Source organism: Thalassotalea loyana (assembly GCF_030161435.1).
Classification (GTDB): domain Bacteria; phylum Pseudomonadota; class Gammaproteobacteria; order Enterobacterales; family Alteromonadaceae; genus Thalassotalea_G; species Thalassotalea_G loyana.
The window spans coordinates 100,962-125,996 of the sequence record NZ_BSSV01000002.1; the positions used below are offsets into that span (position 1 = coordinate 100,962).

Here is a 25,035-nt window from a genome sequence, read left to right on the forward strand (position 1 = left end):
CCCCAAACTAACCACATGGTTAAATTTTTATGCAACCATGTCATTGCTACATATCAAAAAATATACATGAAATAAGATAATAATATTTGCAGTAAACCGGCGGGTGAGCGAGAATACCGCAACTTTTCTTTTCAATACAAATTTACTGAGTTCAGGAGCAACTATGCCGTCTCGTCAACAATTGGCCAACGCTATTCGTGCTTTAAGTATGGATGCTGTACAAAAAGCAAAATCAGGTCACCCAGGAGCACCTATGGGTATGGCTGACATCGCCGAAGTATTATGGCGTGATCACCTAAAGCACAACCCAACCGATCCTAACTGGGTTGACCGCGACCGTTTTATTTTATCTAACGGCCATGGCTCAATGTTGATTTATTCACTGCTTCACTTATCTGGCTACGACTTACCAATGTCAGAGCTTGAAAACTTCCGTCAATTACATTCAAAAACACCAGGTCACCCGGAATACGGTTACACACCAGGTGTAGAAACAACCACAGGCCCATTAGGCGCAGGTATCTCAAATGCTGTTGGTATGGCGATTGCTGAAAAAACCTTAGCGGCGCAATTTAACCGCGAAGGTCACGATATCGTTGATCATTTCACATACTGTTTCTTGGGCGATGGTTGTTTAATGGAAGGTATCTCGCATGAAGCTTGTTCTTTAGCGGGTACTCTTGGTTTAGGTAAGTTAATCGCGTTTTGGGATGACAACGGTATTTCAATTGATGGTCATGTTGAAGGCTGGTTCTCAGATGATACGCCTGCACGCTTTGCTTCATACGGATGGCACGTAATTGCTGATGTTGATGGTCACGATCCAGAAGCAATCAATGCAGCAATTGAAGAAGCGAAATCAGTAACAGACAAGCCAACTATGATTTGTTGTAAAACAATTATTGGTTTTGGTTCACCAAACAAATCTGGTTCTCACGACTGTCACGGTGCACCATTAGGTGAAGACGAAATTGCAGCTGCTCGTGAATTTTTAAACTGGCCTCATGCGCCATTTGAAATCCCAGCAGATATCGCTGCTGATTGGAACCAATCTGAAAAAGGCCAAGCTTCTCAGTCTTCATGGAATGACAAATTCGCTGCCTACCAAGCTGCGCATCCGGAATTAGCGGCAGAATACGAGCGTCGTGTAATTAAAGGTGAATTACCTGCTAATTTCGCTGAAAAAGCAGATGCATTTATCCAAGAATGTGCTGAAAAAGGTGAAAGCATTGCGTCGCGTAAAGCATCACAAAATGCAATTGAAGCATTCGGTAAAATCTTACCAGAACTATTAGGTGGCTCTGCTGACCTTGCTGGCTCTAACTTAACATTATGGTCTGGCTCTAAAGGTATTCAAGATGATGCTGCTGGTAACTACATCTTCTACGGTGTACGTGAATTCGGCATGTCAGGCATTATGAATGGTATTTCATTACACGGTGGTTTCATCAACTACGGTGCAACGTTCATGATGTTTATGGAGTACGCACGTAACGCTGTTCGAATGTCTGCGTTAATGGGTATTCAAAACATTTTCGTTTACACCCATGACTCAATCGGTCAAGGTGAAGATGGTCCAACTCACCAACCAATCGAGCAGTTAACGAACTTACGTACAACACCTAACATGGCAACATGGCGCCCAGCGGATTCTGTTGAATCAGCAGTTGCATGGAAAAATGCTGTTGAGCGTCAAAACGCACCAACGTCTTTAGTATTTTCTCGCCAAGGTTTACCACACTTAGCACGCAGTGCTGAGCAAGTAGCTAACATCGCAAAAGGTGGTTACGTATTACGTGACAGTGTTGGTACACCAGACGTTATTTTAATCGCTACAGGTTCTGAAGTTTCATTAGCGCTTCAAGCCGCAGAGCAATTAGGTGACAAGGTTCGTGTTGTATCTATGCCATCGACGAATGCATTCGACGCGCAAGATGCACAATACAAAGAGTCTGTATTACCTTCATCAGTAACGAAGCGTGTTGCTATCGAAGCTGCACACACTGACTACTGGTACAAGTACGTTGGTTTTGCTGGTAAGGTTGTAGGTATGACAACATTTGGTGAATCTGCACCAGGTGGTGTGTTGATGGAACACTTTGGTTTTACTGTGGACAACGTAGTAAACACTGTTAACACACTTTAATAAATCAAAAACACGTAAACAAAACGCCGAACCCATGTTCGGCGTTTATTTTCAATAAAGAGAGTTATGTCGATAAACATCGCCATTAACGGTTTAGGACGAATTGGCCGTAGCGTATTGCGTGCTGTGTTTGAAACAAACCGCCAACATCAAATCAATATCGTTGCTATTAATGAATTAGCTGACATTGAAGGTATCGCGCACCTTTTAAAATACGACAGCACGCACGGTCGTTTTCCTTTTGAAGTAAGGCATACCAAAAATCAACTGATAATCAACGACCATATTATCAATATCAGCCATCACAAAAGTTTAAGCGCTCTTGAGTGGGCTGAGCATAATGTTGATATCGTACTTGAATGCTCGGGCGTATATACCACGAAAGCAGACGGCGAAGCACATCTCAAGCAAGGTGCTAAGAAAGTGCTGTTTTCCCAGCCTATTGCCAAGAATATAGACAACACAATCATCTATGGTATCAACCAGGACAGTTTATTGCCGGAACACACTGTTGTCTCAAATGGCTCATGCACGACAAACTGTATTGTTCCTGTTATCAAAGCCATCGATGATGCTTTTGGTGTTGAAAGTGGCACGATCACGACAATTCATTCTTCAATGCACGATCAGCAAGTCATTGACGCATATCACCCTGATTTGCGCAGAACGCGTGCAGCAAGTCAGTCAATCATTCCTGTCGATACGAAGCTTGCCTTAGGTATTGAGAGAATTTTACCCAAATTTGCAGGTAGGTTTGAAGCAATCGCTGTGCGTGTGCCAACGATCAATGTGACGGCAATGGATTTAAGCGTTACCGTCAACACAGATGTTTCTATCGATGATATAAATGATGCAATAAAAAAAGCTACTGGCAATGGCCTATCAGGCATATTGGGTTATACCGAAGAGCCGCTAGTTTCAATCGATTTTAATCATGACCCTCATTCTTGCATTGTCGACGGTAATCAGACCCGTGTTAGCCACAAGCGTTTGGTTAAAATGCTGGTTTGGTGTGACAATGAATGGGGTTTTGCCAACAGAATGTTAGATACTGCTTTAGCCATGGCTAAAGTATAAATTATAGTTTATTACACTTTTGTCCAAACGGAGTTAATCATGTCAGTAATCAAAATGAGTGATTTAGCACTTGCCAATCAACGCGTACTTATTCGCGAAGACTTAAACGTACCAGTTAAAGATGGCAAAATCACTTCAGATGCTCGCTTAAAAGCAGCCTTACCAACGTTAAAATTAGCCTTAGAATCTGGTGCTAAAGTCATGGTAATGTCGCACCTTGGTCGCCCTACAGAAGGTGAATACAACGCTGAGTTTTCGCTACAACCTGTTGTTGATTACCTTGCTGCTGCACTTAACTACCCTGTTCGCCTTGTCACTGATTACCTTGAAGGAGTCGAAGTTGGTGCTGGTGAGTTAGTTGTATTTGAAAACATCCGATTCAATGTTGGCGAAAAGAAAAACGATGAAGCCTTAGCGAAAAAACTAGCCAACCTTTGTGACATTTTTGTAATGGACGCTTTTGGTACTGCGCATCGTGCTCAAGCCAGCACTCATGGTGTTGCTAAATTTGCACCTACCGCATGTGCAGGACCTTTACTTGCAGCAGAACTTGATGCACTTGGCAAGGCACTAGATAACCCAGCCCGCCCTCTCGTCGCAATCGTAGGTGGCTCGAAGGTATCAACAAAATTAACCGTACTAGATTCATTAGCGGGTATTGTTGACCAATTAGTTGTTGGTGGTGGTATTGCGAATACTTTCATTGCAGCACAAGGTCACAATGTTGGTAAGTCACTTTTTGAAGCAGACTTAGTAGACGAAGCAAAACGCTTAACGGCACAAGCTCAAGCAAATGGTGGTGATATTCCTGTTCCAACTGACGTTGTAGTGGGTACTGAGTTTTCAGAATCAGCCCAAGCGACATTAAAAGCGGTGACTGACGTTTCTGAAGAAGACATGATCTTTGATATCGGCCCAGACTCAGCAAAAGCACTGGCAAACATTCTAGAAAAAGCCGGTACTATCGTTTGGAATGGCCCAGTAGGTGTGTTTGAATTTGACCAATTTGGCGCTGGTACTGAAATGATTGCAAATGCGATTGCTAATTCAGCTGCGTTCTCTATTGCAGGCGGTGGTGATACATTAGCAGCGGTTGATAAATACAATATCGCGGATAAAGTTTCATACATCTCAACAGGTGGTGGTGCCTTTTTAGAGTTTCTTGAAGGTAAGAAATTACCTGCTGTTGCCATCCTAGAAGAACGCGCGAAATAATCCGCTTAACAACGCAAATTTAATGCGTTGTAATTTTTCTACAAAACACGCGCCAAATAAGTGATTTCTTCATTTTATTTGGCGTTTTTTCGTTATAAATCCACTTAACTTTTTTCCCGATAAAAAGTTGACCAAATTCCTTTATTTAACCCATCACTCTGATACAATCCGCGCCGACCAATGAAAACTTTCATTACACATTACATTAAATACCAAGTGAAAAAATGATTTGCTCTCTCAGCTCTGACATAGCTCTGAGATGACCAAAGCAATATTTCAATTGGTATCGTTACAAGTTTTCGTTATTACTAACAACTTACATAACCACAAGTGTACGATTAGGAGTTAAGAATGGCTTTAGTTTCAATGCGTCAGATGCTAGATCACGCAGCTGAAAACGGATACGGTATCCCAGCATTTAACGTAAATAACTTAGAGCAAGTCCGTGCGATTATGATCGCGGCTGACAAAACCAATAGCCCTGTTATTTTACAGGGCTCAGCTGGTGCGAGAAAATACGCAGGTGCGCCTTTCTTACGCCACTTAATCTTGGCAGCAATTGAAGAATTCCCTCACATTCCAGTGGTTATGCACCAAGATCACGGTACATCACCAAGTGTATGTCAACGCTCAATCCAGTTAGGTTTTTCATCAGTAATGATGGACGGTTCATTAATGGAAGATGGCAAGACGCCATCAAGCTATGAATACAACGTCGATGTAACTCGTCGTACTGTTGAAATGGCACACGCTTGTGGTGTTTCAGTTGAAGGTGAACTTGGTTGTCTTGGCTCACTTGAAACGGGTGAAGCAGGTGAAGAAGACGGCATTGGCGCAGAAGGTAAATTAACATTAGAACAAATGTTAACGGATCCAGAAGAAGCAGCTGACTTTGTTGAGAAAACACAAGTTGATGCATTAGCCATTGCCTGTGGTACATCACATGGCGCATACAAGTTTACTCGTCCACCAACAGGCGATATCTTAGCAATTGACCGCATCAAAGCGATTCACGCGCGTATTCCTAATACCCATTTAGTTATGCATGGCTCATCTTCTGTTCCACAAGATTGGTTGGCCGTTATCAACGAATATGGCGGTAATATCCCTGAAACTTACGGCGTACCTGTAGAGCAGATTCAAGAAGGTATCAAAAACGGTGTTCGCAAAGTAAATATCGACACCGATTTACGTTTAGCATCAACAGGTGCAACACGTCGCTTCCTAGCGCATAACCCAAGCGAATTTGATCCTCGTAAGTTCTTAGCTGAAACAACAAAAGCAATGACAGACATCTGTGTTGCGCGTTATGAAGCATTTGGTACAGCAGGTAACGCAAGTAAAATTAAGCCAATTTCATTGGAAAAGATGTTCACTCGTTACGAAAATGGCGAATTAAACGCATTAATTAAATAATTAATACGTATGTAAACAGCTCGTTATGGTCAAATAGCAAGAGCTTTGTTACTATATATCTGATTAAAAAAGAGGCTGAAGCCTCTTTTTTTATAACTATTGGCATTAATATTTTGTTACAAACGTGAGTACCTTATAACCTCTGGAAGCTAAAGGTATAGCGTTAAGAATCAAAATATATATAATACCCGGCGCGCTTGTTGTTCGCGCAATGGATGATAAACCTCGACAATAAAAACCCGGAGAGTACACATGGATACAGTTATAAACTGGTTTTCTGAAAACCAAGACCTTCTTATTAGCTTTGGTATCAAGCTATTTGTTGCCATTCTCATCGTTTTCATCGGTAAAATGCTTTCACGCCTAGTAAGTAAAGGTGTAGCAAAAGTACTTGGCCACAAAAACGTTGACCAGACCGTTATTTCATTCGTTGAAAGCCTAGTTTACGGTTTAGCTTTCACGTTAACCCTAATCGTTGCTATCTCGCACTTAGGATTTAATACTTCATCGTTAGTCGCTATTTTAGGTGCTGCTGGTTTAGCCATTGGCCTTGCATTACAAGGTTCACTTTCTAACTTCGCATCTGGCGTTTTACTGATCTCTTTTCGCCCATTCAAAGCGGGTGACTTTGTTGAAGTAAGTGGTGTTGCAGGTATTGTTGAAGAAGTATTGATTTTCTCAACTAAGTTACGCACGGGTGACAACAAAACAGTTATCATTCCAAACGGTGCTATTACGGGTGGCACGATCACTAACTATTCAACAAAACCAACACGTCGTATCGATTTAGTGATTGGTGTGAGCTATGACGCAAATTTAGCACAAACTCGTCAAATCCTAGCGGATGTTGTAGCTAAAGATGAGCGTATTTTAAAAGATCAAGACGTAACTATTGGTGTTAGTGAGCTTGCTGACAGCTCAGTTAACCTTGTAGTTCGTCCTTGGGTTAAATCTGGTGACTACTGGCCAGTATATTTCGATTTATTAGAAAACATTAAAACAGCACTTGATGAAGCTGGTATTGAAATTCCTTACCCGCATATGTCTGTGCAAGTTAATCACGAGAGTACAAATGAAGACTAAGATGAATGCATTGGCACTAGCACTAGTGCCATTTTTCTCACTAGCACAGGACGGCGGCGCTGCAGAAAAAAAAGAACCTGAACTTACGACAGCTATGGAATTGGGCTTTCTATTAAAAACAGGTAACACTAATAGCGCTGATATAAAAGCGGGTGTAGAGCTGCGTTATGACCAAGCTCACTGGCGTAACTCGTTAAAGTTCAACATGCTTGCAAAGAAAAGCGAAGTGCAAGACGAGAACGGTGAAGATGAGTGGGTAACGTCTGACCAAACGTGGAATATTGCGGCAAAAACCAACTATACCATTAACGAAGGTCAATCAAACTACGTGTACGGTAGTGCTGATTACAAACAAGACCGTTTCAGTGGTTTTGAATCTCAAGCGTCAGCTTCAGCTGGTTGGGGTCGTCGTTGGTATAAAACGGAAGTTTCAAGCTTTGATGCGGATATTGGTCCGGGTTTCAAACGTGATATCGTGATGGCTACTGATACCATACCAGAAGAAACTAAAGATGCTTTCATTGTTCAAGCTTCAGGTTTATATCTTCATAAAATTAACGAACACGTTGAATTCCGCCAATACTTAGCTGCTAAATACGCACCTAAAAGTGGAGAAAACAGTGTTTATCGTAGCGAAACATCAATTTCTACTAAGTTAATTGAAACGTTACAACTTAAGTTTTCTTTAAATATCGACCACAATACAAAAGTGGAACCAGGTACAAAGAAAACAGACACAGAAACAGCGATTACGGTTGTTTACAGCTTCTAATCTCTCAGGGTTGTCAATAAAAAAAGGCTGTCATAATCTGACAGCCTTTTTTATTTTTGTTTTTTCTTAACGTTATCCTGTGTTGCGCATACCTGTGGCAATTCCGGCCATGGTCACCATTAATAACTGTTCATAGATTGGATGCTCGGGGTTATCCCTAAGTCTTTGTAACGCCTCAATTTGCATAACATGAAGTGGTAACAAATAAGGTTGTCGTAATTCAAAGGAGCTCAAGTTCCATTGGTCACGTTGCATTAATTGAGATTGACCAAGCAGTTTAAGTACCGTTTCTTCATCATTTCTTAATTGCAGTCGCAACTCTTTACCTAGTGACCTTAACGAGTCTTCTACTAAGGCATCGTCATACAACGAAGCCACCAAAGGCTCTGATTTCAAGTACACCATTTCAGTTAACGAAATACGAGAATTGAAATATGGCCACTGCTCTAACATCTCTTCCATTAACGTATGATTAGATAAATTATCTGCAAGAGCTTGCCCTAGCCCTAACCAGCTTGGCACTACCATTCGATTTTGACTCCAAGCAAATATCCATGGAATTGCTCGCAACGATTCAATCCCGCCATCAGCTCGTCGTTTACTCGGGCGCGAACCTAACGGCAGCGATGACAGCTCTTGCTCAGGTGTTGCCTGACGGAAGTAACGGACAAAATCTGGTTTATCCTGAACATAACTACGATACTGTAAGCAACTTTGTTCTGCCATTTTATCCATCAATGCTCGCCATGAAGCTTTAGGCCTAGGTGGCGGCGTAACGAGTGACTCTAAGATGGCAGAGGCATATAAATGTAAACTACGCACAGCTAAGTTCGGTAAACCAAACTTATAGCGGATAGTTTCGCCTTGCTCTGTCACCCTCAAGCCTCCAGATAATGTGCCCGGAGGCTGTGAAGCAATCGCCGCATTTGCAGGTCCACCACCACGACCGATAGTACCACCGCGGCCATGGAACAGTTTCAATTCAATATCACGACTTTCAAAGACATCAACTAACGCTTCTTGAGCCGTATATTGTCCCCAAGTTGCGGCTAAAACACCTGCATCTTTAGCTGAGTCACTGTAGCCAATCATCACGTAATGTTTTTCATGGCATCTTGCCACATACTCATTAATATCCAGTAGATTCGCCATAACCTTAGGTGCATTATTTAAGTCATCCAAGGTTTCAAAAAGTGGTGCGACTGGCATATCCCATGACACACCGGTAGCTTTCTGTAGTAATGCAACCAATAAAACATCACTCACTTCACTCGCCATAGAGATTATATAAATACCCAGAATTTCTTTAGGTTGGCGCGCTATCATCGCGTAAGTATCAAGAACCTCTTGTACGTCCGGGGAAAATTCAACATTAGGAATTAATGGTCGATTATTGTTTAACTCAGCAAGCAAGAACTCAACACGCTCAGCTTCAGTCCATGTTTCATAATTTCCGATACCAAGTGCTTCTGTAATTTCAGTCATCGCTTGATTATGACGTTCACTATGCTGACGAATATCAAGTTTTACCATTGATATACCAAAACAATGCACTTTGCGAATTAGATCTAAAAGGCCTGAGTTTGCAATGCGTGTTAGGCCATGATCGAGCAGACTCTCGCGGCATCGGTAAAGAGGAGCTAATAATGCATCTTTTGATTCGATAGCACCTGCAGTATTGCCATCACTTAAGGTATCAATTGTGTTCTCTAATGACTTAATAACTTGTTTCAATTGGTGACGATAAGGACCGATGTTATCTATATCAGCAAGTAGCAGCGCATCATTAGCGTTATTCATTGAGAGTTCTAGATAGAGCTCTTTAAAATCTTGCAAATATAATTCAGCTGCTCGCAACCTTGCATTTAATAACGCTTGTTCACTAAGTTTTGCCGTAACGAATGGATTGCCATCCCTGTCACCAGCCATCCAGCTGGCCATTGTAATGGGCGCATAATCAAGCGTTAAAGCAGAGCCTGTTATTTTCTCAGCAACCTCGTCCAACTCTCGAATAAATTTGGGAACGGCTGTCCATAAACTATCTGCAATAACATCAAGCCCCCAGCGAGATTCATCCAAAGGTGTCGGCCGTTCATTTCTTATTTCATTGGTAAACCATGCCTGCTCTATTAGCTCAGCAATGCGTGAAGTGTCATTAGGGTTCTCTTCTAATTCTAATGCAATCTGATGATACTTATGAATGAATGTCCGTCGGTTAACTTCTGTTGGATGTGCGGTAAGGACAAGCTCAACATGTAGCTTATCAAGCGCTTTCTTAAACGCTTCGGCATCTATCTTACCTAATTTTGCCTGCAACGCCTCTAGTGGATGAGCAAGATCTAGCTCCGCAAGTCCTTGCTCACTTACCGTGTACTGTTGTTCAGCAATATTTGATAGATTAAGAAATTGGCTAAAGGCGCGCGCATACACCAACATATCCTGCTCGTTTGTCTTTGCAAACAATTCTTTCAATGTCGCTAATGCTTGTTGGTCGGCGTTAACTACATCACGACTTAAGTGTCTAACCGTTTCAATTTTATCAACCCATTCATCTCCTTTTTCAATTGCTATCGTTTGACCGAGCAATTGACCAAGAACACGAACGTTATTCCTGATGGCTTCTAACATAGTCATCTCTTCAAAAGTAAAATTAGTGTTAACTCCAATTTAATCTTGCTTAATTATTAATTCCAATATATATAAACTAAGTATTATATTTACTTTTATCTATATATGTTTTCAGCAAATCGAACACCGACGATAAGACAACTACAATTATTTTCTGCACTAGTAGAGACTCAAAGTGTTTCAAAGGTGGCGCAACGTATGTACATTGCTCAGCCGTCTGTTTCTATCCAACTGAAGAAACTATCAGAGCTTCTTGGCGTTGAGTTGTACCATCAGCGTGGCAAAAAGATCGTCATTACTGAAGTCGGTCAAACTGTCTATAACGCAGCTCAGCAAATCGCAAACAATTTTGAAAACCTATCGATCGAGCTCAATGCTTTTAATGGACTTCAAGCCGGAACATTGCGCTTGTGTATAGTGTCTACCGCGCAAAACTTTATGCCAAGAATTCTTGGTCCATTTTGCCGCCAATACCCAAATATTGATGTAGAGCTGTCGATACGAAATCGCAAAACAGTAATAGAAAGAGCAATGCAAAACCGAGATGATTTTTATGTATTAAGCCATTGCCCAGATGATTTAGCACTTAACAAAGTACCTTTTTTGGACAACGATTTAGTTGTCATTGCGCCTGAACGTCACGAACTCACTCGAAAAGCGCAAGTGAGCTTAAACAGAATTCAACACTATCCTTTTATCCTGCGAGAAAAAGGTTCTGGAACCAGGACCACAATCGACAAGTTTTGCCAAAAACACAATATCAGCTTACGTCAACGAATGATGGTTGAAAGCAATGATGCTATCAAAAATATGGTAGCTGAAGGCTTAGGATTGGCAATACTAAGTAGACACTCGGTAGAAAACGGTTCAAACCAAGGAATTGTAACTTTAGCTGTTGAGCATTTCCCTATTGTCAGTGACTGGTATCTTGTGCACAGCAAACAACGTAAGCTCTCATTACTTGCTCAAGCATTCAGTGATTATATAAAAAATGAAATATCGACAATGGGGTTGATCGTAAATGAGTAAAACCAGAAGTAAAATTGCCATAGCGACTGTATGTCTAATGTTTTTACTCTTTATCTCTTATAACTATGTTGTTGAAGATGCAGCGATTCATGAAACTAGCACGTTAATTCAGCCCCCCATATCTGATAGCCGCGCAAGTAAGGCTACAAAGCCAAAGCCATCAGTTGATAAAACTTTAGTGGAATCTGATGTCGTTGACAGCCCCTCACCCCACTCACTGTATTTGATAGCTAAAACGATCAGGCGCTGTCGAAATACGCCAAAATCTCAGGATGAGCTAAATCTTTGGTTGAATAATGCCAATCAGCTTAACGAGCCCCAAGCCTATATAAATGACATGCTAATTCGATACGAAGATTGCAGCAGGATAAAAACTCCTCATCAAAACACGATTGAATTACTCGCTACAGCAGCATCACTTGGCTCTGATGACGCGCTTGATGAACTTTGGCAGATCGGAGACCTTGAATTTGGACAAATTGTGGGGCTAGACCAATTAAATCGTCGGCAGCAAATAACCCAACAGCTAGCGTTTAAACATTTAAAGTTTGACTTAGCCGAACACCTGGCAAAAAAAGGAAATGAAAAATCACTCATGCGTCTAATCCTCGGTTATCATCATGACGACCCAAACAATGGACAGCCCAATTTCCACAAAGCATTTGCTTATACAGAAGTTGCCTTACAAACCACTGACAATAACGACTTTTATAATACTGTTTTCACTATTCAAGAAAAGCTTCGTCGAATGATGACGGACGCTGAAGTGATACAAGCAATAGAATTGGCAAATGAATTGAGGCAGTAATCGAACGATAAGATAAACCAAACAAACGCTCGCGCCTCCTCCTTTACCTACCACCCAACAAACCCAAATAAGAATCATTTGCATTAACATTTAGTTATGTTATAACATATCGAAAAATTTAGGAGGAAATTTATGAAACCAGGTATCCACCCAGAATATCGTGATGTAGTTTTTCACGATACCGCCGCCGATACGTACTTTGTCATTGGCTCTACGTTACAAACAAAAAACACCATCGAATATCAAGGTAAGACATACGCTTATATGCCAATTGATGTATCTAGCGCATCGCACCCTTTCTACACGGGTAAACAGCGCCAGGCACAAAATGATGGTCGTGTGTCGAAGTTTAATAAACGCTATAACTTTAAAGGACTTGAATAATGCAAGTACTAAGCTCTTTAAAGAGTGCAAAAGCAAGACACCCCGACTGTCAAATAGTGAAGCGCCGTGGTCGTGTTTACGTTATTTGCAAATCGAACCCGCGCTTTAAAGCCGTTCAAGGCAAAAAGAAAAAGTAACACGTTGTATTTAGCCATAACGACGCCAAAAAAAAGCCCGCTTTCGCGGGCTTTTAACTTTCAAAACTAAATAACGTTCTAGAGAAACTTTGTTTTGATATTAACCAAACTGGTTCATAGTGTTGTCTTTACCAGCAGCTTTTAATGCAGCTTCACCGGCAAAGTATTCTTTGTGATCGTCACCCATGTCAGACCCTGCCATATTTTGGTGTTTCACACATGCGATACCTTGACGAATTTCTTTACGTTGCACACCTTTAACGTAACCCAACATGCCCTGCTCACCGAAGTACTCTTTCGCTAAGTTATCTGTTGATAACGCCGCAGTATGGTACGTTGGTAAAGTAATTAAGTGGTGGAAGATGCCCGCTTCACGTGCAGCATCTGCTTGGAACGTACGGATACGGTTGTCAGCTTCAGTACTTAATTCAGACTCATCATACTCTGCGCTCATTAAGTTGTTGCGATCGTATGCTGAAACGTCTTTACCTTCCTCAGTCCAAGAGTCGAATACTTGCTGACGGAAGTTAAGTGTCCAGTTGAAAGACGGAGAGTTGTTGTAAACAAGTTTCGCATTAGGAATAACTTTACGAATCTCATTTACCATACCGCCGATTTGACCAATGTGTGGTTTTTCAGTCTCAATCCAAAGTAAGTCTGCGCCATTTTGTAATGATGTGATTGAGTCAAGTACACAACGTGCTTCACCAGTACCTTGTTTGAATTGGAATAAGTTTGATGCTAAACGCTTAGGACGAAGTAACTTACCACCGCGATTTATGACTACATCACCGTTTGCTAAGTCGCCTGCAGCTACTTCTTCACAGTCTAAGAATGAGTTGTATTGGTCACCTAAGTCACCTGGTTCTTTAGTTACAGCGATTTGCTTCGTTAAACCAGCACCTAATGAGTCAGTACGAGCAACGATAACGCCGTCGTCTACACCTAACTCTAAGAATGCGTAACGAACCGCGCGAATTTTCGCTAAGAAATCTTCGTGTGGCACAGTTACTTTACCGTCTTGGTGACCACATTGTTTTTCGTCTGATACTTGGTTTTCTAACTGGATACAACATGCACCTGCTTCAATCATCTTCTTAGCAAGCAAGTAAGTTGCTTCCGCATTACCGAAGCCTGCGTCAATATCCGCAATGATTGGTACAACGTGAGTAATGTGGTTGTCGATTTTGTTTTGTACGTCTTGTGCTTTTGCTTCGTCACCAGCATCACGTGCAGCATCTAGTTCACGATAGTAGCCACCTAGCTCGCGAGCATCAGCTTGACGTAAGAAGGTGTAAAGTTCTTCAATTAGCGATGCTACAGATGTTTTTTCATGCATTGATTGATCTGGTAATGGGCCAAACTCTGAGCGCAATGCTGCAACCATCCAGCCAGAAAGGTATAGGTATCGACGGTCAGTATTTTCGAAATGTTTCTTAATAGAAATCATTTTTTGCTGACCGATAAAGCCATGCCAACAACCTAAAGATTGCGTGTATTTCGCTGGATCAGCATCATAGTTTTCCATATCTTGACGCATAATTTTTGCTGTGTATTTAGCAATATCTAAACCCGTTTTAAAACGGTTTTGAAGGCGCATGCGAGCTACAGATTCTGCAGAGATAGCATTCCAGCCTTCGTTTTGTGTAGCGATTAGCGATGCTGCATTATCAATTTCTTTTGTATAAGTCGACATAGCGTTTCCTTAAATCAATGTAATGTGGTTATAAAAGTTTTCATTGGGAACGTCATTAATACTAATCCTGAACTTTCACATAACTGAAATATATTATTAGCATTATCACTATTCACAAAATCTATATTAGAGTTATAACTCTAACACAAGTAAAAATTAAAGATATAACTTTCAATAAGTTACAAACGAAAAACAGGTTCTAAAACTAAAGTATTAAGTCTAATTCGCTAAAAACATTTGAATAAACAATAACAAAAGCACTATAGTGGTCATGAAGAAGAATTATTAATTATTACAAAGCCATTTATATTATGAATATATCAAAGATTGACTTAAACCTACTGATCTACCTAGATGTTTTGTTGAGAGAAAAGAATGTTACAAAAGCTGCAAGCCAGCTCAACATTACCCAACCCGCAATGAGTAATGGATTGAAAAGATTAAGAAATTTATTCAATGATCCAATCTTGGTGCGTACCTCGGATGGCATGGTTCCAACAGAGCGAGCAAGAGCACTAGCGCCAGCAATTAGGAAGATATTGCTCGAATTAGAGGAAGCACTTCAAGGAGAAGAGGAGTTTAACGAACAGCATTCACAGCGTGTATTTCGCATTATGGCTAGTGATTACGCGGCATCGACACTACTACCTTCGTTGTTAAGAAAGATTAACCAAAAGGCACCAAATATCACGATTGATATTATGACACCGAGCGATGTTACCTTTCATGATGTGGAAGCGGGCAAGATTGACATGGCGATCAACCGCTTTGATGAGTTACCTCAATCTTTCCACCAGAAAACTATCTGGCGAGACACATTCTCTTGTTTATTAAGTGCAGACAACCCTGTCGTTTCTAAATTTAACTTGAATACTTATCTCAGTGCGAAGCATGTTTGGGTATCAAAAACTGGTTTTGGTGTGGGCGTTGGTATGGACCCGAAAGATGTCCAAAAGCTTGGTTGGGTTGATGAAGCTTTGGCAAGACTAGGCAAAAAGCGTGACATTAAAGTATTCAGCCGCAATTACCATGTTGCAATGCAGTTAGCTTATGAGGATGAACTTGTTGCAACACTACCAACAAAGGCGGCGATGCTTCATAAGGACGACCCTAACTACACCGTAGTCAAGCCACCATTTGATATCCCAGATATTGAATTGAAGATGATTTGGAGCCCTTTATTACATCATGATGCTAGCCATATATGGTTTAGACATTTAGTGATGGAAGCTGCGAATGAACAAAGCTAGTATTTTTTCCCATGGCTACAGTGCAGTAATGATTTGTAGTTGCTTAGCACTGGGCTATGGCGTTAATGCTTTCGTAGACTTCTTGCCAGCAGCCCTGTACGGCATGCTTATACTCACCTTTGGCCTGCAAGCAGAGATTATCAATTCAGGCCGGTTAAAAAACAGTATTGATTGGATTATTAAACACATGGGGGTATGTTTCGTGCCAGCCGGTGTTGGCATTATGGAGCATAAAGCGTTGATTGCTGAATTCGGAGTATTAATTACTATACTCGTGATTATCTCAACGACAATACTTCTTATTATCTCTGGCTTGATGTACCAAAAATGTTTGAATCGTCATATCCAAGCGGAATCTAAAACAGCAAAGGCAAATAAAGATGCTTGATCATCCATTCACATTTTTGTTTTATATTTTATTGACGATCATTGTTTACCAGGTATTCGCAGCCATTCAAAATAAGCTTAAGCTTATTTGGTTGAATCCGATGATGATGAGCTTAATCGTCCTTATTCCATTACTAGAAGCCAATAACATCAGTTATCAAACATACTATCAAGACACGAAAATTTTTACCCAACTTTTAGAGCCGGCCATCGTTGCACTTGGCTTTGTACTATACCAACAAATCCACAGCATTAAGGGACATTTGAAAGAAATTTTTCTCGTGTTAACCAGTAGCATCAGCCTGCTAATCATCGTTAATATGGCCATTACAATCATGATATTGAACCGGTATGACATCGCCGTCTCTATGTCTTTGAAATCAGTAACTACACCAATAGGATTAGCATTAACAGAACAGCTTGGAGGTATTGCTGCTATTACAGCTGTCTCAATCATCATTGCTGGTCTTATAGGTGCAGTATGGGGCATTCCTTTGTTAAGACTATTTAATGTTAATCACCCTCAAGCTCAAGGTTTAGCGATTGGCTGTGCAAGCCACGCGCTTGGTACAGCAACAATTAGTGGGACAAGCTATCAACATGGTGCTTATGGTTCACTTGCTATCGTTATATCCGCCGTTATTACCGCCCTCTTAAGTCCATTATTAATTCCTTTATTTCAGCCATAAAACACGAGCGTATTTTCTCCACCCCCACTATAAACTTCATTTATGGGTACCTCTATATCAATTTGTTGTCTGTCGACCTTACACCACCAACAATAAATAAAACAGATAACAAACAACCAAGGCATTCACGAATGTTATAACAAGTATCATTTAGAGTAATAACTTTACTTTAATAGGATAACAAGAAATAAAACAACCACATAAAAAATATTAAAAACAATGAGTTACACACCATCAATAATATTGTATGACGAATGGTGGTTATAGTTATTTTGAAGAATGTAATTTTCGCCCTCTTGCGCCAACACCATATTCCTCTTACATTCACTACATGTTTGAAAGTCAAAATGAAATTTTTCAGAGGTAGTTATGTCTTCTCGTACTTCAATCGCTAATCTTTCCGTTGATACCGCATTGTTTGAATTTATTGAACAAGAAGTATTACCTGGTTTACCTATTTCGGTAGATACATTTTGGCAAGGTTTTTCTCTAGTTAATGACAAGTTATCTCGCGACAATAGAGCGTTACTAAACATTCGCGAAGATTTACAAACCAAAATCGATTCATGGCATCAAGATAACCCTACTTTTGATTTGGCAAAATATAAGACGTTCCTGCAAGAAATTGGTTACTTAACACCAGATGTTGAAGATTTCACTATCTCAACAACAAAGGTAGACAAAGAAATAGCACAACTTGCAGGCCCTCAGTTAGTTGTACCAATCATGAACGCAAGATTTGCCTTAAACGCCGTAAATGCTCGATGGGGAAGTCTTTACGATGCACTTTATGGCAGCAATATCATCGGTGAAGAAGATGGCGCAGAAAAAGCAGGAAAATACAATCCAGCTCGAGGCCAAAAAGTTATCGCATACGCCAAACAATGGCTTAACGATGCGTTACCACTTGTTAATGGAAATCACGAAACGGTTACTCAATATAGGATAGAAGAAAATCAATTATTAATCAGTCAGGCAAATGGCGAGCAAACACTGCTTGCAGATCAAACCCAATGGCTTGGTTATACCGGCGACAAAGCTAATCCTGAGTCGTTAGTATTTAGCAGTAATGGATTGCACATTGAAGTGTGTTTCAATGATACATCGCCTATTGGTGATGCAGACAATGCAAGCGTGAGCGATATTCTATTAGAGTCTGCACTGACAACAATCATGGATTGTGAGGACTCAGTTGCAGCTGTTGACGCCGAAGATAAGGTCATAGCCTACAAAAACTGGTTAGGCCTGATGAAAGGCAACCTAACTGAATCAGTAAGCAAAAATGGCAAAACGTTCACCCGTGCAATGAATAACGACAAAAGTTACTTCAATATCAATGGCGAGTTATCATCATTGAGCGGTCGTAGCTTAATGTTCGTTCGTAACGTTGGCCATTTAATGACAAATCCAGCGATCGTTGACGGAAACGGCGATGAAGTGTTTGAAGGCATTATGGATGGCTTTATCACTTCACTAATCGCAATGCATGATTTACAAGGTGAGAGCAAAGTTAAAAACTCTTCAACGGGTTCAATCTACATTGTAAAACCTAAAATGCATGGGCCTGATGAAGTCAGTTTCGCAAACCGATTGTTTAACGCGGTTGAAGACGTATTAGGTTTAGAGCGTCACACGATAAAAATGGGCATAATGGATGAAGAGCGTCGCACTAGCGTCAACCTCAAGCAGTGTATTTATCAGGCCAAGGAACGCGTTGTATTTATTAACACGGGATTCCTAGATAGAACTGGTGATGAGATTCATACATCGATGTTAGCCGGCCCTATGACGAAGAAAAATGACATTAAGCTAACCAAATGGATTGGTGCCTATGAGCAGAACAATGTTGATATTGGTTTAGCTTGTGGCTTTAGCCAAAAAGCACAGATAGGTAAAGGTATGTGGCCAGTGCCCGACGATATGGCAACGATGATGGAAACAAAAATTGGTCATCCACAGTCAGGTGCAAATACCGCATGGGTGCCTTCCCCTACTGCTGCAACACTACACGCGTTGCACTACCATCAAATTAATGTGGCACAACAACAAAAAACACTATTAATACGTTCACCAATAAATCCTGACGACATGTTAAATATTCCATTAGCTGATAACATCAGTTGGGATACAAAAGAGATAGAGAGCGAACTTGATAATAACGCTCAGGGAATTCTTGGTTATGTTGTACGTTGGATAGACCAAGGTGTTGGTTGTTCTAAAGTTCCAGATATCAATAACATTGGTTTAATGGAAGACAGAGCGACATTAAGAATATCAAGCCAACATATTGCAAACTGGTTAGCACATAATATTTGCACCAAAGCCCAAGTACAGAAAAGTTTGGAAAAAATGGCTCGGGTTGTTGATGAGCAAAACAAGCACGACCCACTTTATCAGCCAATGGCGAATAACTTTGAAACAAATATTGCGTTTAAGGCAGCAAGTGCACTAATTTTCGAAGGTAAAACGCAGCCTAGCGGGTATACAGAACCATTACTGCATGCCTTCAGACAAGAAAAGAAGGCGAATTAGAAAACCTGCGTAAAGCCATTGTAGTTAAGAGAATACAATGGCTTTTTTCCAAGCGTAAAGATACGTAAAGTCGCTCCAACTGATAGCGTATCTGTGTAAAATTAATAATCACATAGGGTTTGAAACATTTTTTTGCATTTAGTCTCAAATTGACGGCACTTTATCCCAATGAGGTAGTCGAAGTGAACAAAGCCCTCTATATTAAACTCAGTGATTTAACAATTTCGTAACACTACGTTTGTACACTGTTTAATCAATAAATTGTCTTGGAGCAAATTATGAATAAGTTTAACAAGTTCATTCCTGCAGTTTTCATTTTTTCTTTGTCGTTTACGGCAAGCCTTTCTGTAAACGCAACAGCTGCTCAAGACGTAACATACCTCAACCAAATTCAAGACCAAAAAGTCAATATTGGTTCACTTAAACCTGCACCGATAACAAAACAAGTAACATTGCAACGACTTGCACAGAACCAAACCAAAACGTTCAGCCTGTTAGCGAGTGCAAATCAAGAAGCAATACCAGCAAAAACAATGATACGACGTAATGGCGGTGAAATCTTTAAGTTTTTCACTCGCTTTAATGACAACCTACAGATGATTTTTTCTTGGTTCTCTCAAGAAGAGCAACCTGAGAACAAACAAGAGTCAAAAAAGCCTAGATCGTCAGCATCAAAAACATCTTTTAGCACTTGCGCATAGTGTTACCGACAAGTCAGACGCCGTCTGAAAACAATTTGTCGTGTGTTATTGATAATATCTTGTGGCTAAAGAACAACTACCCTATAACTAAAATGTCTACTGTTCTTGTTCTGGTAGCAGGTGGTTAGCACTATCCAATCTTTATTTAATCAATGAAGTTTTGATAAAAAAAGCCGACTTCCTATTAAGGAAACCGGCTCAAGTGGAGTAATAAAGTTGCGGTGCTAAAAGCTGTATTGTGTCGCCTTAGTTAACAGCTCTTTCGATGAGATTTTATCGATAACACAATTAAGCACGTCTGATTTATCAAATATAATGACCTTATCAAGTGTTCTTTTGTCGACTTGCTCGCCACCACGTTTGATCACAAGGCTTACTTTTTCATCTTTAGGTAGCGCTTTTAAACTATTGCCATATGAACAAAGCGTATCACTGAACTGTGCATGCAACGCTTGGTTATACTTCGCGCGTAATTCTTGCTGTTTTGCTTTTTTAGCTAAGCGCTCCTTTTGCTGCTTTCTGCTTTTTTCTGACAGCTCTTTGCGCTGTTCAACCAAGGCTTTCTTCTCTTTTTCTAACGCCTTAATCTCATTTTTTAGCTCTTTGAGGGCATCTTTGTCTTTGCTGATATGTTTTTCTTGGTATTTTTTATCACGTAACTCACGTTCAACATCACGCAGATCGTAAGCTACATCGCGTTGTTCTTCTCGCAATTGGCGCGTGACTTCACGCACGTGCTCCATTGTTTCGATGGCACGCTCATATTCATGACCAGTGGCTTCCATGGTACGTATGACGATCTCTTCAACACTATCGTCAATCACAATGTTATGGTCGATATGTGGCGCTGGTGGTGCCGGAGGGACCGAAACAAACGTAAAATCATCGCCACTCCAATGGGTAAAACTACCACCTGATTGCAAGGTAAAAACAACGCCTTGGCCTTGCAAATACAAGCTATCTATTCTGCCTACTCGATTGCCAGATTCTTTACCAACTTCATTCAAAGAAGTTTTAAAAATGCTATTCATAATATTAAGTTGTTTGTGCATATCATTCATGTCTACGTTTGCGTAGCTTGATGTTGCAACGGCTAACCCTGCAAATAATGTGACGAACTTATTCATGACTTTCTCCTATACACTATAAACTTGAATCGTATAAATTAGTTTTTTGATATTTAACAGCTTGCTCTAGCTGTTTGTATTGAATATTGTGACGGCTTTGTTGTTCAGCCATTTGATCTGTGAAGTGTAAAAAGACATCGCTAATATCTTGTTTACGTTCTTTTCTAGCACTATCCAGCAAGTAGTTAGCAAGCTTTAAATTGCTCTGATTTTGCTGTTCTTGTAGCTGCATAACCAACTGCGCCATCTTTAATTCATTTTCTTGTTCGTATTGCTTTATACCTTCTGCAACTGCAGCATCGACTTCTACTTGGCTCATAGCTTTCGATGGAGTGTTATTAAACGCTATCGACACACCAGTCTCCGTTTGTTGTATTTGCACATTAAAGAGCACTAAACAAACCGCAAAGATAGAGCATGTCATTGAGAGCCATGGCAACAAAGTAAAAGCGGTTTTTGGGTTCGCAGTTGTTGCATTGAACATCGCCTGACGATCCCATTTAGGCACCTCAAGCACGTTCATATCATCTTTCATATCAGAGAGATACTGAGCTGTTTGATGACGCGACTCATGCCAATCTTCACTACTTTTATCGCACTCTAGATGACTATTTTTGATGTCTGGATTATCCTGCTTCATAATCGACCTCTAATGTAATCTTTAACTTATCGAGCGCACTATAGGCTCTCGATTTAATCGTATTTGTTGAAACCCCAAGTTGTTGGGCAATTTCATCAAATGTAAACTGTTGAAAAAACTTCATTTCAATAACGAGTTTTTGGTTTACAGGTAGGCTTTGCATAGCCTGATAAAGCATCTGTGCTTGCTGATTGTCGTACATCACTTGCACGGAGCAATGACCATCGTCTCGATCATCCAAGTTAGGCGCTTCGTCCAAAGAAAGTGTTGGTTTCTTTTTCCGATAAAATTCAATACACCGATAATGAGCTATCTTAAACAACCAGCCTTTGAACGGGCTTTCCCCTCGAAAACTCGCTAAATTACGATAAACCGAGATAAATATGTCCTGCATTAAATCCAGTGCATCGTCTTGATTACTCACCATTCGCAAGGCGTAATGATAGATAGGCTTTTGATAGCGTGTGACGAGTTTGTCCCATGCCCCTTGCCTGCCCTTTAATGCCTGCTTTATTAATGTGTCATCGCTTCGCTCAAACACGAACATTCCTTTTTTATTGCTTTAATTAACAAGTTGTACTGACTTCATAAAAAGTTTGAATTTTTTCAAATTATTTTTTATTTAAGCAATCACTAACCACTTCACCCAGTTTGAGATACGTTGATGTTCTTAAAGATGTATCTCGCCAAAGCATGCCGATATCGCGATACATGTCATCCGGCAGTGCTTTTATCGTCAAGCCTTGTTTTGCACCTACTCCTTGGTCGACAGCCATTTTAGGTAAGAACGTAAACCCTTGATGAAAAGCGGTCATTTCCACCAAAGTTGCTAAACTCGAAGACGAGAACTTATGGATACGGCTTTGATCACCTAATCGACAAGCCGACAAAGCATGCTCTGTTAAGCAATGCTCTTTGCTTAACAAAAATACGCTGGCTTCTGGTACTTGCTGATAATCTTGCGTATGAAGGAAGTGCTCTACAAGATGTTGCTCACCTGCTATATAGAACGGATCTTGCCCTAATAATTTTGTCCGGAAGTTATGGCCATCAACGGGTAATGCAAGTAACGCAATATCAATACTTCCATCGGCAAGCTTTAATAGTAGGTTTTCAGTTGTGTCTTCAATAAAGAACAACTCTAAATCAGGTAACTCGAGCTGACAGGCCTGACTGACGCTACTTAATAAATAAGGCGCTACCGTCGGAATGCAACCTATTGTCACCGAACCGCAACCTATTTGTCCTTGATACTGTGCAAACTGTTTAAGCTCTGTTGCTTGCACAATTAGTTGCTGCGCTTTATTAACAACCTCTTCACCTGTCACCGTAAAGCTAAAGGTTTTATGGTCACGCTCAAGTAATTGACAATTTAGCTGCTCTTCCAACTTTAAGATGGCACTACTGAGCGTCGATTGACTGATAAAGCAGGCTTTAGCCGCACGATGGAAATGCTGGTGTTGATGCAATGCAACCAAATAAGATAAATGTTTTAAGCTAGGTAATTCCATAATCTAATAAACCAATCAAAAACGAAGAATAAATCAATTATAGATTAATACTATAAATAACAATAGATTAGAAAGTGAATAAACTAGATAAGAATAATTATAATTATTGATAAATTTAGGTTGAAAACAGGTAAAAACCTTTTGTATATTCTACTATTGGCTATACCAATTAAGTAGTAGGTAGAGAAGATGATCAGAGCATCAGCAAGACACATATTAGTAGACACAGAAGCGCTGTGTCATGAATTAAAAACCAGTATCGAGAACGGCAAAGATTTCGCAGAAGTGGCAAAAGAGCACTCGCTTTGCCCGTCAAAAATGCAAGGTGGCGCGTTGGGTTCGTTCGGCAAAGGTCAAATGGTTAAAGAGTTTGAGGATGTCGTGTTTAGTAGCCCGCTAAACCAGGTTCAAGGTCCTGTTAAAACGCAATTTGGTTATCACCTAATTGAAGTGACAGCACGCAGCGAATAACTTATCTCGCAGATATAAAAAAGCCAATCATTTGATTGGCTTTTTTGTTGTCTACAATTTTCTAGATTTTACGCAAAGTAAGCGTTAAGCATCCAGAAGAAGATAATCGACATACCTGCACCGGCTGGTAATGTAATTACCCACGACACAACAATGTTACGTACCACACCGATATTGATTGCAGCAATACCGCGTGCCATACCAACACCTAATACCGCACCAACTAACGTTTGAGTTGTCGAAATAGGTAAACCAGTACCTGATGCAATAACAACTGTACATGCTGCAGCTAACTCAGCAGCGAAACCACGGCTTGGTGTTAAGTGCGTAATACCTTTACCAATAGTTTCCATTACACGATGGCCAAACAATGCTAGACCCGCAACAATACCTAAGCCACCTAATGGTAGAATCCACCATGCTAACGCTGTTTTCTTAGCAATTTCACCGTTGTTAGATACAATGCCTTCTACCGCAGCTAATGGACCAATTGCGTTAGCCACGTCATTTGAACCGTGAGCAAATGCCATACAACATGCCGTCACAACCATTAATACAGCAAATACTTTTTCAACGTTTGCGTAGTGGTGTTTCTTTTCAGCTGATTCATCAAATTTGATACGAGCGATGAACAATTTACCAATGAATGCTACAAGCAATGCAACAGCAACAGCCCAGATGTAACCTTCCATTGTGCCCATCTCTAAACCGATGTGCTTTAAACCTTTTTTGATCGTAACAAGTGATAAAACAAAACCCGCCATAAACATGTAAATAGGAACATAACGACGCGCTTGTTTATAAGGATTCTCAGTATCAAAAATTAACTTTTGAGCACTGTTGAAAATAAGAAATGCGATAATACCCGAGATTAACGGCGTAACAACCCAGCTACCTACGATGCCACCAACTTTACCCCATGCAACGGTATCAGTGCTTACACCGATTGCTGCGAAGCCAATAATAGCACCAACGATAGAGTGAGTAGTAGATACTGGCCAACCCAATGCAGAAGCGATTAATAACCATGTCGCAGCGGCAAATAGTGCCGAAATCATACCAAACACTAACTGCTCAGGAATGTCTGCAAAATAGCTTGCGTCGATAATACCTTTACGAATGGTAGACGTTACCTCACCGCCCGCTAAGTATGCACCAGCAAACTCAAAGATCATTGCAATAATAATTGCTTGTTTAATTGTTAAGGCTTTAGAGCCCACTGAAGTACCCATAGCGTTTGCTACGTCGTTGGCACCAATACCCCATGCCATAAAAAAGCCGACGAGGGCAGCAAGGATGACAAGCGTGTCACCGTAATTTACTAAAATTTCCATTG

Annotated in this window: 23 protein-coding genes; 16 read left to right on the top strand and 7 right to left on the bottom strand. The window is 40.5% G+C overall.

Annotated features, from left to right (window positions below; genetic code table 11):
- Positions 1–163 precede the first annotated feature (163 nt).
- From tkt to QQK05_RS05605, 6 genes are all read left to right on the top strand, one after another.
- Positions 164–2,146 carry a transketolase gene (gene tkt, locus QQK05_RS05580; protein WP_284296561.1) on the top strand — a complete coding sequence of 661 codons (1,983 nt, stop codon included), beginning with the start codon at positions 164–166 and terminating at the stop codon, positions 2,144–2,146.
- A 66-nt stretch (positions 2,147–2,212) separates the two neighbouring features.
- Positions 2,213–3,223, top strand: a complete 1,011-nt coding sequence (gene epd / locus QQK05_RS05585) for an erythrose-4-phosphate dehydrogenase (protein WP_284296562.1) — start codon at positions 2,213–2,215, stop codon at positions 3,221–3,223.
- Between the two features lie 39 nt (positions 3,224–3,262).
- Positions 3,263–4,438, top strand: a complete 1,176-nt coding sequence (locus tag QQK05_RS05590) for a phosphoglycerate kinase (protein ID WP_284296563.1) — start codon at positions 3,263–3,265, stop codon at positions 4,436–4,438.
- A gap of 351 nt (positions 4,439–4,789) precedes the next feature.
- Entirely contained in the window at positions 4,790–5,854 is a 1,065-nt protein-coding gene (gene fba, locus QQK05_RS05595; RefSeq protein WP_284296564.1) for a class II fructose-bisphosphate aldolase, read from the top strand.
- A gap of 252 nt (positions 5,855–6,106) precedes the next feature.
- Positions 6,107–6,937, top strand: a complete 831-nt coding sequence (locus QQK05_RS05600) for a mechanosensitive ion channel family protein (RefSeq protein WP_284296565.1) — start codon at positions 6,107–6,109, stop codon at positions 6,935–6,937.
- A complete protein-coding gene (locus QQK05_RS05605; protein ID WP_284296566.1) occupies positions 6,927–7,709 on the top strand; it encodes a DUF481 domain-containing protein in 783 nt (260 codons plus the stop codon). The genes QQK05_RS05600 and QQK05_RS05605 overlap by 11 nt, the downstream gene beginning before the upstream one ends.
- 72 nt (positions 7,710–7,781) lie before the next feature.
- Here the strand turns inward: QQK05_RS05605 and ppc are convergent, their stop codons facing one another.
- A complete protein-coding gene (gene ppc, locus QQK05_RS05610; protein ID WP_407704863.1) occupies positions 7,782–10,343 on the bottom strand; it encodes a phosphoenolpyruvate carboxylase in 2,562 nt (853 codons plus the stop codon).
- A gap of 99 nt (positions 10,344–10,442) precedes the next feature.
- Between ppc and QQK05_RS05615 the strand changes: the two genes are divergently transcribed.
- The 4 genes from QQK05_RS05615 (at position 10,443) to ykgO (ending at position 12,695) form a co-directional block, all read left to right on the top strand.
- Positions 10,443–11,366 (top strand): LysR family transcriptional regulator, encoded by a 924-nt coding sequence (locus tag QQK05_RS05615; RefSeq protein ID WP_284296568.1) that lies wholly within the window; start codon positions 10,443–10,445, stop codon positions 11,364–11,366.
- Complete coding sequence (locus QQK05_RS05620; RefSeq protein ID WP_284296569.1) at positions 11,359–12,174, top strand: hypothetical protein; 816 nt, start codon at positions 11,359–11,361, stop codon at positions 12,172–12,174. The genes QQK05_RS05615 and QQK05_RS05620 overlap by 8 nt, the downstream gene beginning before the upstream one ends.
- 132 nt (positions 12,175–12,306) lie before the next feature.
- Entirely contained in the window at positions 12,307–12,558 is a 252-nt protein-coding gene (locus QQK05_RS05625; protein WP_284296570.1) for a type B 50S ribosomal protein L31, read from the top strand.
- Positions 12,558–12,695 carry a type B 50S ribosomal protein L36 gene (gene ykgO, locus QQK05_RS05630; RefSeq protein WP_284296571.1) on the top strand — a complete coding sequence of 46 codons (138 nt, stop codon included), beginning with the start codon at positions 12,558–12,560 and terminating at the stop codon, positions 12,693–12,695. The genes QQK05_RS05625 and ykgO overlap by 1 nt, the downstream gene beginning before the upstream one ends.
- A 100-nt stretch (positions 12,696–12,795) precedes the next feature.
- Here ykgO and QQK05_RS05635 read toward each other — a convergent pair whose 3' ends face one another.
- A complete protein-coding gene (locus tag QQK05_RS05635; RefSeq protein ID WP_284296572.1) occupies positions 12,796–14,391 on the bottom strand; it encodes an isocitrate lyase in 1,596 nt (531 codons plus the stop codon).
- A gap of 311 nt (positions 14,392–14,702) precedes the next feature.
- Here QQK05_RS05635 and QQK05_RS05640 point away from each other — a divergent pair, with 311 nt between their 5' ends.
- The 5 genes from QQK05_RS05640 (at position 14,703) to QQK05_RS05660 (ending at position 19,950) form a co-directional block, all read left to right on the top strand.
- The gene (locus QQK05_RS05640) at positions 14,703–15,641 is read left to right on the top strand and encodes a LysR family transcriptional regulator (RefSeq protein ID WP_284296573.1); all 939 of its coding nucleotides are present in this window, start codon (positions 14,703–14,705) and stop codon (positions 15,639–15,641) included.
- Positions 15,628–16,029: a CidA/LrgA family protein gene (locus QQK05_RS05645; protein WP_284296574.1), complete on the top strand. Its 402-nt coding sequence runs from the start codon at positions 15,628–15,630 to the stop codon at positions 16,027–16,029. Before QQK05_RS05640 ends, QQK05_RS05645 begins: the two co-directional genes overlap by 14 nt.
- Complete coding sequence (locus QQK05_RS05650; RefSeq protein ID WP_284296575.1) at positions 16,022–16,717, top strand: LrgB family protein; 696 nt, start codon at positions 16,022–16,024, stop codon at positions 16,715–16,717. Before QQK05_RS05645 ends, QQK05_RS05650 begins: the two co-directional genes overlap by 8 nt.
- A gap of 369 nt (positions 16,718–17,086) precedes the next feature.
- A complete protein-coding gene (locus tag QQK05_RS05655; RefSeq protein ID WP_284296576.1) occupies positions 17,087–19,249 on the top strand; it encodes a malate synthase G in 2,163 nt (720 codons plus the stop codon).
- 278 nt (positions 19,250–19,527) lie between these two features.
- Positions 19,528–19,950, top strand: a complete 423-nt coding sequence (locus tag QQK05_RS05660; protein ID WP_284296577.1) for a hypothetical protein — start codon at positions 19,528–19,530, stop codon at positions 19,948–19,950.
- A 224-nt stretch (positions 19,951–20,174) separates the two neighbouring features.
- Here the strand turns inward: QQK05_RS05660 and QQK05_RS05665 are convergent, their stop codons facing one another.
- The 4 genes from QQK05_RS05665 to QQK05_RS05680 all read right to left on the bottom strand — a co-directional run bounded on the left by QQK05_RS05665 (position 20,175) and on the right by QQK05_RS05680 (position 23,228).
- Complete coding sequence (locus QQK05_RS05665; protein WP_284296578.1) at positions 20,175–21,077, bottom strand: hypothetical protein; 903 nt, start codon at positions 21,075–21,077, stop codon at positions 20,175–20,177.
- 16 nt (positions 21,078–21,093) lie between these two features.
- Positions 21,094–21,717 (bottom strand): hypothetical protein, encoded by a 624-nt coding sequence (locus QQK05_RS05670; protein ID WP_284296579.1) that lies wholly within the window; start codon positions 21,715–21,717, stop codon positions 21,094–21,096.
- On the bottom strand, positions 21,704–22,258 hold the full coding sequence (locus tag QQK05_RS05675; RefSeq protein ID WP_284296580.1) for an RNA polymerase sigma factor: 555 nt from the start codon (positions 22,256–22,258) through the stop codon (positions 21,704–21,706). The genes QQK05_RS05670 and QQK05_RS05675 overlap by 14 nt, the downstream gene beginning before the upstream one ends.
- A gap of 70 nt (positions 22,259–22,328) precedes the next feature.
- Positions 22,329–23,228 (bottom strand): hydrogen peroxide-inducible genes activator, encoded by a 900-nt coding sequence (locus QQK05_RS05680; RefSeq protein WP_284296581.1) that lies wholly within the window; start codon positions 23,226–23,228, stop codon positions 22,329–22,331.
- Between the two features lie 189 nt (positions 23,229–23,417).
- Between QQK05_RS05680 and QQK05_RS05685 the strand changes: the two genes are divergently transcribed.
- Positions 23,418–23,699: a peptidylprolyl isomerase gene (locus tag QQK05_RS05685; RefSeq protein WP_284296582.1), complete on the top strand. Its 282-nt coding sequence runs from the start codon at positions 23,418–23,420 to the stop codon at positions 23,697–23,699.
- Between the two features lie 68 nt (positions 23,700–23,767).
- Here QQK05_RS05685 and QQK05_RS05690 read toward each other — a convergent pair whose 3' ends face one another.
- A complete protein-coding gene (locus tag QQK05_RS05690; protein ID WP_284296583.1) occupies positions 23,768–25,033 on the bottom strand; it encodes an inorganic phosphate transporter in 1,266 nt (421 codons plus the stop codon).
- Positions 25,034–25,035: the final 2 nt, after the last annotated feature.